The 17211-nt window shown below is 56.9% G+C and carries 19 protein-coding genes and 1 tRNA gene; all 20 read right to left on the bottom strand.

The window, feature by feature from the left end; all coding sequences use genetic code 11:
- Positions 1 to 103 precede the first annotated feature (103 nt).
- On the bottom strand, positions 104 to 1162 hold the full coding sequence (nadA, locus tag IV01_RS05125) for a quinolinate synthase NadA (RefSeq protein ID WP_032630691.1): 1059 nt from the start codon (positions 1160 to 1162) through the stop codon (positions 104 to 106).
- 243 nt (positions 1163 to 1405) lie between these two features.
- Positions 1406 to 2170: a GGDEF domain-containing protein gene (locus IV01_RS05120; protein WP_050507908.1), complete on the bottom strand. Its 765-nt coding sequence runs from the start codon at positions 2168 to 2170 to the stop codon at positions 1406 to 1408.
- 14 nt (positions 2171 to 2184) lie between these two features.
- The gene (locus tag IV01_RS05115; protein WP_032630692.1) at positions 2185 to 2571 is read right to left on the bottom strand and encodes a DUF1987 domain-containing protein; all 387 of its coding nucleotides are present in this window, start codon (positions 2569 to 2571) and stop codon (positions 2185 to 2187) included.
- Positions 2572 to 2592: 21 nt separating this feature from the next.
- On the bottom strand, positions 2593 to 3159 hold the full coding sequence (locus IV01_RS05110; RefSeq protein WP_032630694.1) for a SiaB family protein kinase: 567 nt from the start codon (positions 3157 to 3159) through the stop codon (positions 2593 to 2595).
- Positions 3156 to 4322 (bottom strand): SpoIIE family protein phosphatase, encoded by a 1167-nt coding sequence (locus tag IV01_RS05105; RefSeq protein WP_032630907.1) that lies wholly within the window; start codon positions 4320 to 4322, stop codon positions 3156 to 3158. Before IV01_RS05105 ends, IV01_RS05110 begins: the two co-directional genes overlap by 4 nt.
- Positions 4323 to 4787: 465 nt before the next feature.
- Positions 4788 to 4863, bottom strand: a tRNA-Lys gene (locus IV01_RS05100).
- A gap of 63 nt (positions 4864 to 4926) precedes the next feature.
- Positions 4927 to 5601 carry a 7-cyano-7-deazaguanine synthase QueC gene (queC, locus tag IV01_RS05095; protein ID WP_032630908.1) on the bottom strand — a complete coding sequence of 225 codons (675 nt, stop codon included), beginning with the start codon at positions 5599 to 5601 and terminating at the stop codon, positions 4927 to 4929.
- A gap of 17 nt (positions 5602 to 5618) precedes the next feature.
- Positions 5619 to 6266 (bottom strand): 7-carboxy-7-deazaguanine synthase QueE, encoded by a 648-nt coding sequence (gene queE, locus IV01_RS05090; protein ID WP_032630695.1) that lies wholly within the window; start codon positions 6264 to 6266, stop codon positions 5619 to 5621.
- 171 nt (positions 6267 to 6437) lie between these two features.
- The gene (ybgF, locus tag IV01_RS05085; RefSeq protein WP_032630696.1) at positions 6438 to 7256 is read right to left on the bottom strand and encodes a tol-pal system protein YbgF; all 819 of its coding nucleotides are present in this window, start codon (positions 7254 to 7256) and stop codon (positions 6438 to 6440) included.
- Between the two features lie 6 nt (positions 7257 to 7262).
- Positions 7263 to 7763, bottom strand: coding sequence for a peptidoglycan-associated lipoprotein Pal (gene pal, locus IV01_RS05080; protein ID WP_020289412.1), 501 nt, complete (start codon positions 7761 to 7763; stop codon positions 7263 to 7265).
- A gap of 55 nt (positions 7764 to 7818) precedes the next feature.
- Positions 7819 to 9069, bottom strand: coding sequence for a Tol-Pal system beta propeller repeat protein TolB (tolB, locus tag IV01_RS05075; RefSeq protein WP_229636156.1), 1251 nt, complete (start codon positions 9067 to 9069; stop codon positions 7819 to 7821).
- Positions 9070 to 9119: 50 nt separating this feature from the next.
- Positions 9120 to 10214, bottom strand: a complete 1095-nt coding sequence (tolA, locus tag IV01_RS05070; protein WP_032630698.1) for a cell envelope integrity protein TolA — start codon at positions 10212 to 10214, stop codon at positions 9120 to 9122.
- Positions 10214 to 10678, bottom strand: a complete 465-nt coding sequence (gene tolR, locus IV01_RS05065; RefSeq protein WP_032630699.1) for a protein TolR — start codon at positions 10676 to 10678, stop codon at positions 10214 to 10216. Before tolR ends, tolA begins: the two co-directional genes overlap by 1 nt.
- Positions 10679 to 10692: 14 nt before the next feature.
- Positions 10693 to 11388 (bottom strand): protein TolQ, encoded by a 696-nt coding sequence (gene tolQ / locus IV01_RS05060; protein ID WP_032630700.1) that lies wholly within the window; start codon positions 11386 to 11388, stop codon positions 10693 to 10695.
- Positions 11378 to 11845 carry a tol-pal system-associated acyl-CoA thioesterase gene (gene ybgC, locus IV01_RS05055; RefSeq protein ID WP_032630701.1) on the bottom strand — a complete coding sequence of 156 codons (468 nt, stop codon included), beginning with the start codon at positions 11843 to 11845 and terminating at the stop codon, positions 11378 to 11380. The genes tolQ and ybgC overlap by 11 nt, the downstream gene beginning before the upstream one ends.
- A 136-nt stretch (positions 11846 to 11981) precedes the next feature.
- Positions 11982 to 13040, bottom strand: a complete 1059-nt coding sequence (ruvB, locus tag IV01_RS05050; protein ID WP_032630702.1) for a Holliday junction branch migration DNA helicase RuvB — start codon at positions 13038 to 13040, stop codon at positions 11982 to 11984.
- The gene (gene ruvA / locus IV01_RS05045) at positions 13041 to 13649 is read right to left on the bottom strand and encodes a Holliday junction branch migration protein RuvA (RefSeq protein ID WP_032630703.1); all 609 of its coding nucleotides are present in this window, start codon (positions 13647 to 13649) and stop codon (positions 13041 to 13043) included.
- 144 nt (positions 13650 to 13793) lie between these two features.
- Positions 13794 to 14318: a crossover junction endodeoxyribonuclease RuvC gene (gene ruvC / locus IV01_RS05040; RefSeq protein ID WP_032630704.1), complete on the bottom strand. Its 525-nt coding sequence runs from the start codon at positions 14316 to 14318 to the stop codon at positions 13794 to 13796.
- A gap of 121 nt (positions 14319 to 14439) precedes the next feature.
- Positions 14440 to 15186: a YebC/PmpR family DNA-binding transcriptional regulator gene (locus tag IV01_RS05035; RefSeq protein ID WP_032630706.1), complete on the bottom strand. Its 747-nt coding sequence runs from the start codon at positions 15184 to 15186 to the stop codon at positions 14440 to 14442.
- A 128-nt stretch (positions 15187 to 15314) separates the two neighbouring features.
- Positions 15315 to 17090 (bottom strand): aspartate--tRNA ligase, encoded by a 1776-nt coding sequence (gene aspS / locus IV01_RS05030; RefSeq protein ID WP_032630707.1) that lies wholly within the window; start codon positions 17088 to 17090, stop codon positions 15315 to 15317.
- Positions 17091 to 17211: the final 121 nt, after the last annotated feature.

Here is a 17211-nt window from a genome sequence, read left to right on the forward strand (position 1 = left end):
GAGCGCGCTTGCCCGCGATTGCGGTGTGTCAGTCACACGATGTTTCTCAGTTGGATAGCTATCGCGGGCAAGCGCGCTCCTACGGGTTTAGGCGTACCCTAAATCAAGCATTCCCCGCCTGTTTCAGGCGCGCCGCCTGGGTAAAGTCCAGCATGCGCTGCAAAGGCCGTACGGCATGCGGAATCACTGCAGGATCGACGAAGATCTCGTTGCTACCCTCACGAAGGCACTGCAAGGTCCGCTCAAGGGTGTTCATGGCCATCCAAGGGCAATGGGCGCAGCTACGGCAGGCCGCGCCATTCCCGGCGGTTGGCGCTTCGATGAAAATCTTGTCCGGGCACAACTGCTGCATCTTGTAGAAAATGCCGCGATCGGTCGCCACGATGAACATCTTGTTCGGCATTCGTTGCGCGGCCGCGATCAACTGACTGGTTGAACCCACCGCGTCGGCCAGGTCGATCACTGACTCCGGTGACTCCGGGTGCACCAGGATCGCGGCTTCGGGATAAAGGGCTTTCATGTCTTCGAGCTGCTTGGACTTGAACTCCTCATGGACGATGCATGCGCCGTCCCAAAGCAGCATGTCCGCGCCGGTAGCGCGCTGGATATAGCGGCCCAGATGCTTGTCAGGTGCCCAGATTATTTTCTCGCCGTTGTCCATCAGACTTTCGACGATCTCCAGCGCGCAGCCGGACGTCACGACCCAGTCAGCACGGGCCTTGACCGCTGCAGAGGTGTTGGCATAGACCACCACCGTACGCTCTGGATGCTGATCGCAAAACGCTGAAAACTCATCCACCGGGCAGCCCAGATCCAGCGAACACGTCGCTTCAAGTGTCGGCATCAGCACGCGCTTTTCCGGATTGAGAATCTTGGCGGTCTCGCCCATGAAACGCACACCCGCGACCAACACGGTTTTAGCGGGGTGGTTATTACTGAAGCGAGCCATCTCCAGAGAGTCGGACACGCAGCCACCGGTCTCTTCGGCGAGCGCTTGAATCACCGGATCGCAGTAATAATGCGCCACCAGCACTGCGTCCTGCGCCTTCAATTCGGCGGCGATGGCAGCGCGGTAGTGCATTTGCTCCTCGATACTCAGCTCTTTGGGCTGTTTGGCGTCGAGGTGGGCCTGGACCAACAGGCGTTCTGATATTTGCGTCATGTTCGCTGGACCTGAAAGCGCTCGATAGCGCACAAGGCGAGTTTACACCCGAAAAGCGGACACAAAAAAAGCTGGAAATCCTCATTCATCACGGGCCTTCCAGCTTTATAAGTATGTCGACCTGGGGTCGTGGTTCGGTTTTGATACAGTCGGTAAGACCCACTGCTCAAGCCGCTGAAGGCGGTCGGATTTTAGCCAGCCCCTTGGGGATTTACCATCAGTTTAACGAGCGTTGCCCTGCGCTTAGGGGCTTTCGGCCATTTCCACCCGATTCCGGCCGGCACGTTTGGCGCAATACAGCGCTGCATCGGCCAGACCGTAAGCCGTATCGAAATCAGTGCCAGGCGCACTGGCGCTGACGCCAAAGCTGGCGGTGATCGAGCGTGCTACCGGGTCGGCGAATACATGCTCCGCAATAGCAGCACGCATCGCTTCGGCCAGGTCCAGGCCTTCCTGCAATTCCCCCCCGGGAATCAACACCGTGAACTCCTCGCCACCCACTCGACCAATCGTCCCTGCGTCATCCACGATATGTCGCAAACAAGTCACGATGCCTTTGATCACCGCATCCCCTACCGGATGACCGAACTCGTCGTTGACCCGCTTGAAGTGATCGATATCCAGCACGATCATCACGGCCCCTGACTCGCGCAGCGCCTGGACCGAGCAATCAATCACCGCGCCGCGATTCAGGGCACCGGTCAACGGGTCATGAGTGGCGCGGTATTCGAGCTGCTGCGCCAGGGTGTGAAGCTGGGTATTCAACGCATTCATTTCCCGCTCGGCGCGATCACTGCGCCCGATCAAACGCCGGGTTTCGCGCATCAATCGTTCGAAATGGGTGATCAGTTCACCCAGCGAATGCTGATACTCCGCCGGGGCAGCGCCGCTGAGGGCAAATGTTTCACGGGCTCGCTCAAGCGCATCGTTCTCGCTCTTGAACAGGTCCGGGACGTCGTCCGCAGCAAAACTCAAAGAAACGTCCGATGAAACAGCCGCAATGCGCATGGTCTTCCCCCAGGTCAGGCAGAAACCGGATGGTCGGTAAATTTGATGGCCTTGAAGTCAGCCTGCAACTCCTCACCGAACTCAAAAATCGTCTCGTCTTCTTCGTCGTGGTACCAATTCATCTGCACCGTGATACCTGACTGAGCCGCCTCGTCCAGAGCATCGAACAGACTGAACAGCATCTTGGTGCTGGAGCTGTTGAAGTACGCGAGCGCGATGTCGGCAGTAATCAGCGAGGCATCTGTGGCTGCCAGATAGTCGCGCAATTGCTGAACAATCGGAGCGTAGAAAGCAGCGGCATTCTCCGGGTACGACTCGCCCTTGATGGTTAGCAAGTTCTCGCTGAAACGGAAGTCCACTTCCGGTGAAGTCGAGGTTGCTGCGATATAGAAATTTTCCATCTTGATATCGTCGCTCTTTATTCAAATAGTGGCTTTGAGGCAAAACAGAGTGGTATCCGGATCGTCTGCCCGAGGATGAAAGGCAAACTCCAGCGGTGCACTCGCGTCCCGAGCCATGGTCAGAAACCCCAGACCTGCGCCTTTACTGCCTTCTGGCGTCTCGGCGCGCAGGGAAACCTTATAGGCCTGCTTTATCTCGTCCAGAGACATGTTCGCCAGTGGCTCAAGCTTGTCTCGCAAACGCTGGGCATCCCGGGTGGCAATGGGATTGGCGCACAGCATAAGGTGTCGTTCACCATCAGCGCTGATGCAAACGGCGCCTTGACGCACAGCCGGCTCTTCCACGGCGGGGTCCAGAGAGTCGGACGAGTAGTGAATGATGTTCTGCGACAACTCGATGAACGATGAAAACAACTTGCGACGCCGGGAGCTATCGACGCCGGACACTTCCAGCTGCAGCTTCACGATCTCGGCCATAGCCGCGACGATACTGTGGGAGAAATACCCCATGTGGTAGAAGATCACGTTGCGCTGCTGGGCCAGGTCGAAGAAAGCGTAATCCTGGCTGGAGGTCGGCGAGTGGTTCATGGCTTTTCCTGAAGGCGGGCACAAAAGAAAGTTAAATCATCGCGGCGCGGCTGCTGCCCCTGCCAGTCTGCCAGTGAGCCTTGCAACGCCTCGCAAATCTGGCCCACGGGTTGGTGGCGGTGCTCAAGGATCAGCTCGCAGGCGCGACGCTTGCCAAAAGCGATATTTCTCGGCCCGCCAATCTGGTCGGTCAAACCGTCAGTGGTGATAAATAACAAGCTGCCGGATTGCAGAACCAGCGTGCTTTGAGTCCACTCATAGTCTTCATCGCTGTCGACGTAACCGACGCCCATGCGCTGCCCGGACAGGCTGGCGAATTGCTGGTCATCGGGTTGCAGCACATGCAGCGCGACGCGCGCCCCGGCATAGACAAGCTCTGCCCGTGCAATGTCGTACCAGAAGAAAGCGGCATCCAGCCCATCGTCAGACTCCGGTGTTTCATCCACACCTTTGACCTGGCCCAGCAAGCTCTTCACGCTGCGATTGACCGCCGATAGCAAGGCAGCCGGATCACGAGGGCCGATCTGTGCCAGTGCCTGGGTCAGCGAGGACGACGCAATCAATGTCATGAACGCTCCAGGCACGCCGTGACCGGTGCAGTCGGCTACCGCGCCGAACCAGCCGTCTTCATGGGTGGCAAAGTGATAGAAGTCGCCGCCGACCACGTCTCGCGGCTCCCACAGCAACACAGCGTCGGGCAGCGTGGCCGTCAAGGTCTCCCGGGAAGCTCGCAGCATGGCGCGCTGGATGACGCTGGCGTATTCAATGCTTTGCATCGTCTGCCGGTTCTTTTCCGCTTGCATGTCCGCCACAACGCCCATTAATTCCAGGCCGCTGCCGAGCCCGATAAAAGCGCCTTCACGGGTCACGATGAAGCCGTCCGCCAGCGCCTTCTCACCGAACTCCACAGTTTTGAAAGTCAACGCCTCGATGCTCATCCCTGCGTCGACAACTAGCGGGTCCTTGTCCATGAAAGCGATGCAGCTTTTGCGGTCGTAGAGCTCCCGATGAAACGGCTTGCTCATCTGCGACATGAAAATATTGCGATTGATCAGACCGATGGGTCGCTCACCCTCAACGACCGCCAGACACACCATGCTGCGCTGGGCCGTGAAGATATCCATGACCTGGGAATTGGTGCCGTCGGAGTCAATCGTAGGCATCGGATGGCACAAATCAGCCGCACAGCGGTGATTACGCGGCAAGTCCGGACGATCGAACGGAGGGAGAGCCATGGTCGTGCCGAACCTTCAGAATGATGGAGGGCACGACTCTACGACACTGATGTTAATGTGATATGACAGTTGCACAGCGACCTGTCGTATTTATGTGCGCTGCAGGAATGACCGGATTGGCACTCCTACAGGCCCCATGCCTATTCCGGCGCACTCCAGACCTGTCGGAACTGCCCAAGGCTGCGAATCGCTCAGGCACTTAAGACGACCGATTCATGGCCGCCATTCTCAGCATCATTCGAAATAGGTGCGATTTCACCACGTTCATCATTCATTAAGAAGAAGCAAAGCGGCAGGCGCTCTGGGGTCGGCGGGAAAAATCGAGAGCAAAAAAAAAGCTGTAAGGCCACATTTTCACGGGCCTTACAGCTTTACAACTTTTACATCTAAAAATGGTGGGTCGTGTGGGATTCGAACCTACGACCAATTGGTTAAAAGCCAACTGCTCTACCAACTGAGCTAACGACCCTCTGTTGCGTGGCGCGTATATTACTGATTTCTATGAGTAATTCAACACCTAATCTCAATTATTTTAAAAATAGTTTGTTGGGTCACTGATTCCGGCCGCCGAGAAGCCCTCTGCGCGCAGTCGGCAGCTGTCGCATTTGCCGCATGCGCGGCCCTGCTCATCGGCCTGATAGCAGGAAACGGTGAGGCCATAATCGACGCCCAGACGCACGCCCGCTTTTACGATATCGGCCTTGCTCAGGTTCTGCAGCGGCGCCTGAATCGTGAAACCGTTGCCTTCAACACCCGCCTTGGTCGCCAGATTCGCCATGCGCTCGAAAGACTCGATGAACTCAGGTCGGCAATCCGGGTAACCGGAATAATCCACTGCGTTGACGCCGATGAAGATGTCACGAGCACCGAGCACCTCAGCCCAACCCAGCGCCAAGGACAGGAACACAGTATTGCGCGCAGGGACATAGGTCACCGGAATGCCCTCGCCTGGGGTTTCCGGCACGTCGATAGAGCTGTCAGTCAAAGCCGAGCCGCCGATGCCGTTGAGATCAAGGCCAATGACCTTGTGCTCTACAACGCCCAGATCGCGTGCCACACGCGCCGCAGCATTCAGTTCGGCGCGGTGGCGCTGGCCGTAGTCAAAACTCATGGTGTAGCAGGCGTAGCCCTGCTCCTTGGCCATCGCGACCACAGTGGCTGAGTCGAGGCCGCCGGACAGAAGGATTACCGCTCTTTTTTCAGTCATGGTTGATTCACTCATATTCAGCGCCCCGGCTCATCGTTCCAGAGAAATTTATGCAGCTGCATCTGCAGACGCACTGGCAGATTGTCTGCAACGATCCAATCGGCGAGGTCGCGAGCGTTGAGCTCGTGGTGGCTTGGCGAGAACAGCACCTCGTCGGCGCGACGCTCAAGACCATACTGGATCAGTTTGGACACTGCCCAGTCGTAGTCCTCGCGAGAACAGATCACGAACTTGACCTGATCGTTAGGCGTTAGCAGCTCGATGTTCTCGTAGCGATTGCGCGCCACCTCTTTGGAACCTGGGGTTTTCAGATCCAGGATGCGGCTGACGCGGGTATCGACCGCAGAAATATCCAGCGCGCCGCTGGTTTCCAGGGAAACTTCGTAACCGGCATCGCAGAGGCGCTTGAGCAGAGGAATGGCATTGGGCTGGGCCAGCGGCTCACCGCCTGTGACACAGACATAGCGCGGACGGTATTCGGCGACCTGAGCGAGAATGTCGTCCAGGGTCTGAATCGTGCCACCACTGAATGCGTAGGCACTGTCGCAATATTGGCAGCGCAGCGGGCAACCGGTGAGCCGCACAAATACAGTGGGCAAACCAGCTGTGCGCGTCTCACCCTGCAACGAGTAAAAGACTTCGGTGATACGTAATGTTTCTTGCATAGGGGCCACGGGCGTAACAGCTAGACAGGCCGTCCGCCTCCGTCAGGCACTTCAAAACACCCTGCAAACGCAGGATCCAGAGAAGCGTAATAAATACCGGAATTTCGGGTGGCGAATTCTAACGAAAAAAGCCGCGACAAGCGCGGCTTTCTTGAATTACGAGTCAGACTCTTACAAACGCTGAAGGTCTCGTTGCGCCAATTGGGCAGCAGAAGTGCCCGGATATTGCGCGACAACCTGCTGCAAAATGCCTTTTACCTTATCGGTATGACCCAGACGGCGCTCGACATCAGCCAGCTTGTACAGGGAGTCAGGCACCTTGGCGTGCTTCGGGTAAGCTTGGCTCACTTTGGCGAATGCCTGGCCAGCACCTTGCAGATCGCCTTTGGCCAGATTCACTTCACCCAGCCAGTACTGGGCATTGCCCGCGTAAGAGCTGTTGGGGTATTTGCGAAGGAAAGCGGTAAAAGCCTGGCTGGCCTTATCGAAATCCTTGGCTTTGATCAGGTCGAAAGCCGCTTCGTAATAAAGCTTTTCTTTGGCCGGATCAGGTGGTTCAGTCCCTGTCATCGGCGCTTGAGCAGCCGGTGCAGCAGGAGTCCCGCTGGCGTTGATATCAGCGCCAGCCGGTTGAGAATTATTGGAAGCCGCTGCGGCTGCGCCGCCTGCTCCTATGCGTGAATCAAGATCCTGATATCGCTCGAGCGCTTCTTGCTTCATGCGCTGGATATCGTTTTGCTGGACCTCGACCATACCGCGCAAACGCGCGATTTCGTCCTGCATCTGTTGCAACTGCATGAACAGCTGACCTTGTGCCGAGGGCGGGGCCGAAACCCCTCCCCCGGCATAGGCGCCGGACGTGCCATAACCTGCTGGCGGATAACTGCTGCTGCCAGAGCCAGAATTGTTATCGACCACAGGAGCCGCACCCCACGCAAATAGCGGGAGAGTGAGGGCCAATACGGTTACAGCACGTCGGCACGTTCGCATGTCAAATTACTTACGCAGTTCGACGCGACGGTTTTGAGCCCAGGATTGCTCGTCGTTGCCGGTAGCAACTGGACGCTCTTCACCGTAGGAAACCAATTCCAGCTGAGCTGGGGAAACACCTTGCAGAACCAGGTAGCGTTGAACGGCTTTCGCACGACGCTCGCCCAGTGCCATGTTGTACTCACGAGTACCACGTTCGTCGGTGTTGCCTTCCAGAACTACGCGAGCGCCATTGCCTTTCAGGTCTTTGGCGTGAACGTCCAGAGCGCGCATGGCTTCTGGTTTCAGGTCCGAACTGTCGTATTCGAAGTAGAAAGTGGTGATAGCGCGCAGAGCAGCTTCTTCGCTCAGGCTGCCATCAACAGCACCAGTGTTGGCGCCGTAACCAGCATTTGGATCAACAGCAGCGCCTGCACCGGCGTTGTCGCCGCCTTTGGACGAGCAACCTACAGCTACAGCCATGGCCAGAGCCAGCGCAGCAAATTTACCAAACTTCAGCATTTCCATCGTGAAACTCCTAATGAACCCCAGTGTGTTAAGCAAATCTTTTTGTAGCGCCGCGTCAGTTCAGGTAAGGGGACCAGGACGGTTCTCTGACTTCGCCTTGAGCGGTAGGAAGCGGGAGCCTTACGCGTCCGTTAATGGACACGAGCATCAAGACTCCCCGGCCCTGCTGGCGGGTGGCGTAGATTACCATGGTGCCGTTGGGCGCAACAGTAGGCGACTCATCAAGGTTGCTATCTGTGAGGATTTTTACGCTACCGCGGGCCAAATCCTGCACTGCTACCTTGAAGTTTGTGAAGCCATCCTGTCTGTGAATCATCACCAGCGTCTTTTCATCCGCCGACAATTTCGGGTTGGCGTTGTAGTTGCCGACGAAAGTGACTCGTTCAGCACCACCACCATTAATGTTGGTTTTGTAGATCTGTGGCTTGCCGCCACGGTCCGACGTGAAGTACAGCGTCGAACCATCCTTGCCGAAGAAAGGTTCGGTATCGATCGAAGAATCATTGGTTACGCGGCTCAAGGCGCGCGACGCCAGATTCATCACGTAGATCTCAGGGTTGCCGTCCTTGGACAGCACGAACGCCAGCTTGCTGCCATCCGGCGACCATGCAGGCGCGCCATTGAGGCCTTCAAAGTTGGTGATCTGCTCACGACGTCCGGTATCAATGTGCTGAACGAAGATGCGCGGACGCTTCTGTTCGAACGACACATAGGCAATGCGCTTGCCATCCGGTGCGAAACGCGGCGACAGAATTGGCTCGCGCGATTGCAACAGTGTTACCGCACGTGCGCCATCGTAATCCGAACGTTGCAGCGTGAAGCGCGTGTTGTTTTCGGAGAAACGTTCTGCGGTCACGTACAGCATACGAGTGGAGAACGCGCCCTTGATGCCGGTCAGCTTCTCGAACGACTGGTCGGCAATGTAGTGCGCCATGTCGCGCAGCTGATCATTGGTACCCGAAACATTGCCGGTCAGTACTTGCTGTTCGGTTGCAACGTTGAACAGCGCGTACTGAATCTGCAGACGACCGCCGGCCGGAACAATGTTGCCGACCATTACGTATTGGGCACCCAGCGCTTTCCAGTCACGGAAAATGACTTCGCTTGCCTGAGTCGGCAGGCTGATCATGTTCTGCTTGGGGATCGGCGAGTAGTAGCCCGAATTACGCAGATCGTTACCGATGATTTCGCCCATGTCTTCCGGCAGTACGTTTCCGCCCTGCCAGCCGAAAGGTACGACAGCAATCGGGGTGGCACGGTCACTGCCGCTGGTGACCAGAATATTCTTCTCTTCTGCCGCAACCATCCCGGCCGCACAACAGAGAACGACTACTAGCAGTCCTCGAAAAAGCTTGATCACAAGGCTAGATCTCCAGGTGTGAATGTCATCTTGAAGGAACGATATTGAGCGAAGTCAGCCGGTTTCATACCCTGCATTTCCGTCAAACGTCCAATATTCTTGACCGCTGCTACTGCGGAACTGTCAAACGGCCCGTCGCCACTGGACTTCGAAATGGATACCGAAGCGATGGTCCCGTCCGGCAACATACCGATCTGTAGCGTAACGGACATGTTGTTACGCGCCGACGGTGGTCGACTCCAGCCTTCCGAAGCACGAACACGGATCAAATCATCGAAGCTACCCGCTGTTTCGTCACCCTGCTCATCCGCCAGCGCCTGTTGCCGTTCCGGTTTATCGGAGAGCAGGTCAGCCAAGGCCTGAGCCTTTTTGTCTTCGGCAGATTTGCGAGCCGCTTCCTGCGCCTTTTTGGCAGCATCGGCAGTGGCTTTTTTCTTGGCGTCGTCAGCAGCTTTCTTCTTCGCGTCCTCGGCGGCCTTTTTCTTGGCATCCTCAGCCGCTTTTTTCTTCGCGTCATCGGCAGCCTGTTTCTTGGCTTCCTCTGCTGCAGCTTTCTTGGCGTCTTCCTCGGCCTTTTTCTTGGCGTCGTCTTCGGCTTTCTTCTTGGCTATATCAGCCAATTGTTTCTCTTCAGCCTTTTTGGCGTCGGCTTTCTTGGCTTCATCAGCTTTTTTGGCTTCGTCGGCTTTCTTGGCCGCTTCCGCTTTGGCTGCTTCAGCTTTCTCTGCCGCCGCTTCAGCTTTCTGTTCTTCGGCTTTTTGAGCAGCCTCTTCTTTCTTTTGTTCCGCAGCTTTTACAGCTTCCTGTTTTTCCTGCTCGACTTTCTTCTGTTCCAGCTGCTCGACTTCAGTTTGTCGTGCAGCGGTTTTCTTCGCCTCGCCAGCGATTTTCTGATTGGTCTGGGTCGTCGCCTGACTCTTGGACTTGAGCTGGTACAGGGTCGCCTGAACAATAGGCTTGGCTTCCGGCAGATCCGGAGTCATGGCAAAACTGACGAACAGCATGCCAAAAATCAGGATATGCAGCGCCACGGCCCAGACACTAGGCCAGAAATAATTCTCCGAGGCGGATGGCTCTCGAATCGGCTGCATCAGGGGGCCTCAGTAATCAAGCCAACATTCCCTACCCCAGCCTTCTGCAGCCCACCCATGGTGCCCATTACAGAGCCGTAATCGACAGTTTTGTCGCCACGGATGAAGACTTGAGTCTGCTTGCCGGCTTCGCGGCCGGCGGCAACGATTTTGGTCACGGCAGAAGTCAGCTGCGGCAAGGTCATTGCCTTGTCCATCTGCTTGTCGGTATCGACTTCGCTGCCAAGATTCCAGTAGTAGGTCTTGTCAGCCTTGATCGAAATGGTCAGAACCTGATTGTTGTTGTCTTGCGGCAAAGCCTCGCTGGAGACTTTGGGCAAATCGACTTTCACGCCCTGATTGATCATGGGAGCGGTCACCATGAAAATGACCAGCAACACCAACATCACGTCGATGTACGGGACCACGTTCATTTCGGCGACCGGCTTGCGTTTTCTGCGGCGATCTCGAGCGATTAAAGCCATTGGGAATTACCTGCTCACTCTTCGCTGGTGTGCACTTTACGGTGCAGGATGGCCTGGAATTCGTCGGCGAAGGTGTAGTAACGGCTGATCAAGGTCTCGCTGCGAGCGGCGAAACGGTTGTAAGCGATTACTGCAGGGATCGCCGCAAACAGGCCAATGGCTGTTGCGATCAAGGCTTCGGCGATACCCGGAGCAACTGTGGCGAGGGTCGCCTGCTGCGCCGTGGCCAGACCGCGGAAGGAGTTCATGATCCCCCAGACGGTACCGAACAGGCCGATGTACGGGCTGACGGACCCGACAGTGGCGAGGTAAGGCAGACCCGCTTCGAGCTTTTCTTCCTCACGCGAGATGGCAACGCGCATGGCACGGGCCACGCCTTCCATAACAGCCTCAGGATCAACCCCGGCCTGTTGACGCAGGCGGGAGAACTCCTTGAAACCGGCGCGGAAGATCTGCTCCACACCCGAATCAGGGTCCGGGTTGCTGCCCGCCTGACGGTACAGCTTGGACAGATCGATACCGGACCAGAAACGCTCCTCGAAGCTATCCAGTGCCCGGCGTCCAGCGCGCAGCATATTGCTGCGCTGAAAAATCATGATCCATGAAGTGACTGAAGCAGCCACCAGGATCAGCATAACCAACTGAACCACAACACTGGCATTGCTGACCAAACTCCACATGGAGGAATGGTCGACGACATTAGCTTCCACGCTTTATCTCCTGCTCTGAATGTGTACCCGCGCCGCTCTGGGCGGCAAAGGCCGCACGCAAAGCTTCGGGAATGGCCCGGGGTTTCAAACTATCGGCGCGCACACACGCCACCAAAAACTGCCCTTCACAGAGCAGCGTTTCATCCGCAGCCCGCCTGACTTCTTGCTTGAAGCGCAGGCTGGCACGGTTCAATTCGATTACTTCGGCGCTGACCAGCAGTTCATCGTCCAGTCGCGCCGGCCTGTGATAACGAGCCTCGCTGGAATGGACGACGAACAGCAGGTTTTCCTGCGCCATTGAGGACTGGGCAAAGCCCAATTCCCGCAGCCGCTCGGTACGAGCCCGCTCCATGAATTTCAGATAATTGACGTAATAGACGATGCCGCCAGCATCGGTGTCTTCGTAATAAACGCGACAACGATGTGCGAACGACTGAACCCCGTTTTGCGCGCGCATACTCTAGTGCTTACTCCTCAGGTTGCCAATCCGCCACGACAACTGTTTTTCATGTTTTGCAGGTTATTACCGGTCTGCTTGAGGCAACTGCCAGTCTGACCACGCAAACCCTGAATAAATCAGTGATTTGCGGCTTTTAATTGTCTTCGTCTGCAACAAATTGTTCAGCACTGGGCATTTCACCCATGCGCGACGGAATGTTCAGACCGAAGTGCAAATACGCATGCCGGGTCACCACCCGTCCGCGCGGTGTGCGCATGATATAGCCTTGCTGGATCAAATAGGGTTCCAGTACATCCTCAATGGTATGGCGCTCTTCGCTGATGGCCGCGGCAAGGCTGTCAACGCCCACCGGTCCACCGTCGAACTTCTCGATCATGGTCAGCAGCAAACGCCGATCCTGGTGATCAAACCCACGCTCATCGACGTCCAGCAGATTCAACGCCAGGTCCGCGATAGGCTTGGTGATATGCCCTTTACCACGAACTTCGGCAAAATCCCGCACCCGGCGAAGCAGGCGATTGGCAATACGCGGCGTACCACGGGCACGACGGGCGATTTCAAAGGCGCCTTCCGGCTCGATCGGCAGGCCGAGAATGCCCGCTGAACGGGTTACGATGGTGGCCAGATCGGCAATGTTGTAGAACTCCAGCCGCTGCACGATGCCAAAGCGGTCGCGCAACGGGTTGGTGAGCATGCCCGCCCGGGTTGTTGCACCCACCAGGGTGAATGGTGGCAGATCAAGTTTGATCGAGCGCGCAGCAGGACCTTCGCCGATCATGATGTCGAGCTGGAAGTCCTCCATCGCCGGGTACAGGACTTCTTCCACGATGGGCGAAAGCCGGTGGATTTCGTCGATGAACAGCACGTCGTTGGGTTCAAGGTTGGTGAGAATCGCGGCAAGATCACCCGGGCGCTCCAGCACCGGGCCGGATGTGCTCTTGATCGACACCGACATTTCCTGCGCGATGATGTTGGCGAGGGTGGTCTTGCCCAGCCCCGGCGGACCAAAAATCAGCGTGTGATCCAGCGCTTCGTTACGACCCCGTGCGGCCTGGATGAACAACTCCATCTGCTCGCGCACAGTGGGCTGACCAATATAGTCGGCGAGACTCAGGGGGCGGATGGCGCGATCGATCTGCTCGTCACGATCACGGCCGCCGGTGGCGGTTATCAGGCGGTCAGCATCAATCACTTAAGCCATTCCCTTCAAGGCACGTCGAATCAAATCAGCACTGCTCAAATCTTTTTCCTTGATGGCGGAAACGGCTTTGCTCGCTTCCTGTGGCTTGTAGCCCAGGGAAATCAGCGCACTGACCGCGTCAGACTCGGCAGTAACCACAGGCTCCGGCATGCCGGGACCGCTGGAAACCAGGGTAAAGGTCCCCGGCAAGGTTTCCCAGGCTTTGAAGCGGTCCTTGAGTTCCACCAGCAAACGCTCGGCGGTCTTTTTGCCGACGCCTGGAATGCGGGTCAAGGCCGAGGTGTCCTGAGCCTGCACGCATCGCACCAGCTCATCGACCTCCAGGCCGGACATCAACGCCAGCGCCAGCTTCGGGCCAACGCCATTAAGGCGAATCAGCTCACGAAACAACTCGCGCTCGCGCTTCTCATAAAAACCATAAAGCAGATGCGCGTCTTCGCGCACCACCAGGTGAGTATGCAAAGTCACCGGTTCGCCGACATGAGGCAAGCGGTAGAGCGTGGTCATGGGGACCTCGATCTCATAACCGACACCGTTCACATCAAGCACCAGATGCGGCGGCTGTTTTTCAGCCAGAAAGCCGCGCAAGCGTCCTATCACGTATCAAATCCTTTCGTATTGCCGATCACGCAGGGTGATCAACTCGAAATAATGGTCGCAATCATTGCAGGCATCACGACGCCTGCAAGTGAAAATGTAAAAGAAGATGATGCTAACAGACACACCGCCCCTCTATCCGAAGCTTTAGAGACGCAACCGACCACCGCGACTGCGGGCCGTGTTCAGACCATGAGGTATCAGACTGGAGCGGGTGTGCGCATGGCACAAGGCAATCGCCAGGGCATCGGAAGCATCGATCTGTGGCTTCTGGGTCAACTTGAGCAAGTGCATGACCATCATCATCACCTGCTCTTTATTAGCTGCACCTGTGCCGGCGACAGCCTGTTTGACCTGGGTAGCGGTGTACTCGGCAATCTCGAGGCTTTCTTCGGCACCAGCAACGATGGCTGCTCCCCGCGCCTGGCCCAGCTTCAGGGCCGAATCGGCGTTGCGCGCCATAAAGACCTTTTCAATGCCCATGGTCACCGGGCCATAAATCTGGATCACTTCACGAACCCCACGAAAGACAATCTGCAAGCGCTCATGCAGCTCGCCACTGCCGGTCCGTATGCAGCCCGACGCGACATAAACACAGCCGCGCCCGGTGTCCCGCACCACGCCATAGCCGGTAATTCGCGAACCGGGGTCGATACCAAGAATAAGAGTCATAACGCCTGCAGCTTGAGAAGTAACACATCGCGAAAATCGCAGCATAAAGGCAGAAGCCGGAGGCCGATAGCGATACATCGCCCCGTCACTCCGGCCTCAGGATACAGATAACCCGCTGTTGTCAGCCCAACTGCTCCATGACTTCGTCCGGAATTTCAGCATTGGAATAGACGTTTTGCACGTCATCCAGGTCCTCAAGCATATCGATCAGCTTGAGCACCTTTTCGGCAGTTTCCAGATCCAGCACGGCACTGGTGGTCGGCAACATGACAATCTCAGCATCGTTTGCCTTGAACCCGGCCGCCTCCAGAGCGTTACGCACGGCATAGAACCCGGAGAACGAGGTAAACACGTCGATGCTGCCATCTTCATTGGTCACGACGTCATCAGCGTCCGCCTCCATGGCGGCCTCGATCAAGGAGTCTTCATCGACACCCGAGGCGAAGGAGATCTGCCCCTTGCGATCGAATAAATAAGCGACAGAGCCATCCGTACCGAGGTTGCCGCCACACTTGGTGAAAGCATGGCGCACGGCGGCAGCTGTCCGGTTACGATTGTCGGTCATGGTTTCCACCATGATCGCCACGCCACCCGGACCGTAACCTTCGTAGCCCAGCTCTTCAACATCGTCACCGTCGGCAGCACCCGCACCCCGGGCGACGGCGCGGTCGATGGTGTCACGGGTCATGTTCGCACCGAGGGCCTTGTCCAGCGCCAGGCGCAGACGAGGGTTGGAACCTGGATCACCACCACCCTGACGGGCAGCGACGGTCAGCTCACGTATCCACTTGGTGAAAATCTTGCCTTTCTTGGCATCCTGACGCTCTTTGCGGTGCTTGATGTTCGCCCACTTAGAATGACCTGCCATATCTCGCTCCAGATTTTCTCTTCAAACACTTTTCGCCCGCACGAGTGCGGGCAAAAAGCTTTCTTCAATTCAGTAAGGTGCAAAACGCAGCGCACCACGTCGGTTGACGTGGTGCGCTTTAGCACGCGTCACTCAGCCTTTGGCTGTTCGCGCAGACGAATGTGCAGCTCGCGCAATGCCTTGGCATCAACAACACCCGGAGCCTGGGTCATGACATCGGCCGCGCTCTGGGTTTTCGGGAATGCAATCACTTCACGAATCGACTGGGCGCCGGTCATCAGCATGACCAGACGATCAAGACCGAACGCCAGACCACCATGGGGCGGAGCGCCGTACTTCAGAGCGTCCAACAGGAAGCCAAACTTCTCCTGCTGCTCATCTTCAGCGATACCCAGCAGGCGGAAGACCGCTTGTTGCATCTCTTTGCGGTGAATACGGATCGAACCACCACCCAGTTCGGTACCGTTCAGAACCATGTCGTACGCACGGGACAAAGCGGTGCCTGGGTTGGCCTCCAGCTCTTCAGGTGTGCACTTGGGTGCAGTGAACGGGTGGTGCAACGCGGAGAAGCTACCGTCTTCGTTCTCTTCGAACATCGGGAAGTCGACGACCCACATTGGAGCCCATTCGCAGGTGTGCAGCTTCAGGTCGTTACCGACCTTGATCCGCAGCGCGCCCAAAGCCTCGCTGACGATCTTGGCCTTGTCAGCGCCGAAGAACACGATATCGCCATCCACCGCGCCAACACGATCAAGGATCACGTTGAGGTTGGCCTCGGGGATATTCTTGACGATCGGTGACTGCAGGCCGTCCACGCCGTTAGCGCGCTCGTTGACCTTGATGTACGCCAGGCCCTTGGCACCGTAGATGCCAACGAACTTGGTGTAGTCGTCGATCTGCTTGCGCGGCATGCTCGCCCCGCCTGGAACACGTAGAGCAGCGATACGGCATTTCGGGTCGTTGGCCGGGCCGCTGAACACCTTGAATTCGACTTCTTTCAGTTGGTCAGCAACATCAACCAGCTCCAGCGGGTTGCGCAGGTCGGGCTTGTCCGAGCCATAACGACGCATGGCTTCTGCAAAGGTCATGTGCGGAAAGTCACCGAACTCCAGGTCCAGAACTTCCTTAAACAGTTGACGAACCATCTTCTCGGTCAGGCCGATGATGTCTTCTTCATTAAGGAAGCTGGTTTCGATGTCGATCTGGGTGAATTCCGGCTGACGGTCAGCACGCAGGTCTTCATCGCGGAAGCATTTGGCGATCTGGTAGTAACGATCAAAGCCGGCAACCATCAGCAATTGCTTGAACAGCTGTGGCGATTGCGGCAACGCAAAGAAGCTGCCTGGGTGTGTGCGGCTTGGAACCAGGTAATCACGGGCGCCTTCCGGCGTGGCGCGGGTCAGAATCGGCGTCTCAACGTCGAGGAAGCCATTGTCGTCCAGATAGCGGCGGATGCTGGTGGTAATGCGCGAGCGCAGACGCAGCTTCTCCGCCATTTCCGGACGGCGCAGATCGATGAAGCGATAACGCAGACGCGTCTCTTCGCCCACATCGGAGTATTCGTTCAGCGGGAACGGCGGGGTTTCCGACTCGTTCAGTACTTCCAGTTCGTAACCGAGAACTTCGATGGCGCCGGAGGCCATGTTCGCGTTCACCGCACCTGCCGGGCGAGTACGCACCTTACCGGTCACCTTGACGACGTATTCGCTGCGCACGCGGTCGGCGGCAGCAAAGGTGTCAGCGCGATCAGGGTCGAACACGACTTGAGCCAGACCTTCGCGATCACGGATATCGAGAAAGATAACGCCCCCGTGGTCACGTCGGCGGTGGACCCATCCGCAAAGGGTAATTTCCTGACCTTCCAGGCTCTCGTTCAATTGGCCGCAATAATGGCTGCGCATCATGATGGTCTGTTCACTTCTCGTAATTCGAAATTCGGTGGAGCTTTCGCTCTTGGCTTGCGCTCAATAGTGCAAGAGCCCAGGCATGCGTTCAAGCCATGACTCCGCTGGCCTGCGCTGGACG

Source organism: Pseudomonas syringae, from assembly GCF_000737245.1.
Classification (GTDB): Bacteria; Pseudomonadota; Gammaproteobacteria; order Pseudomonadales; family Pseudomonadaceae; genus Aquipseudomonas; species Aquipseudomonas syringae_J.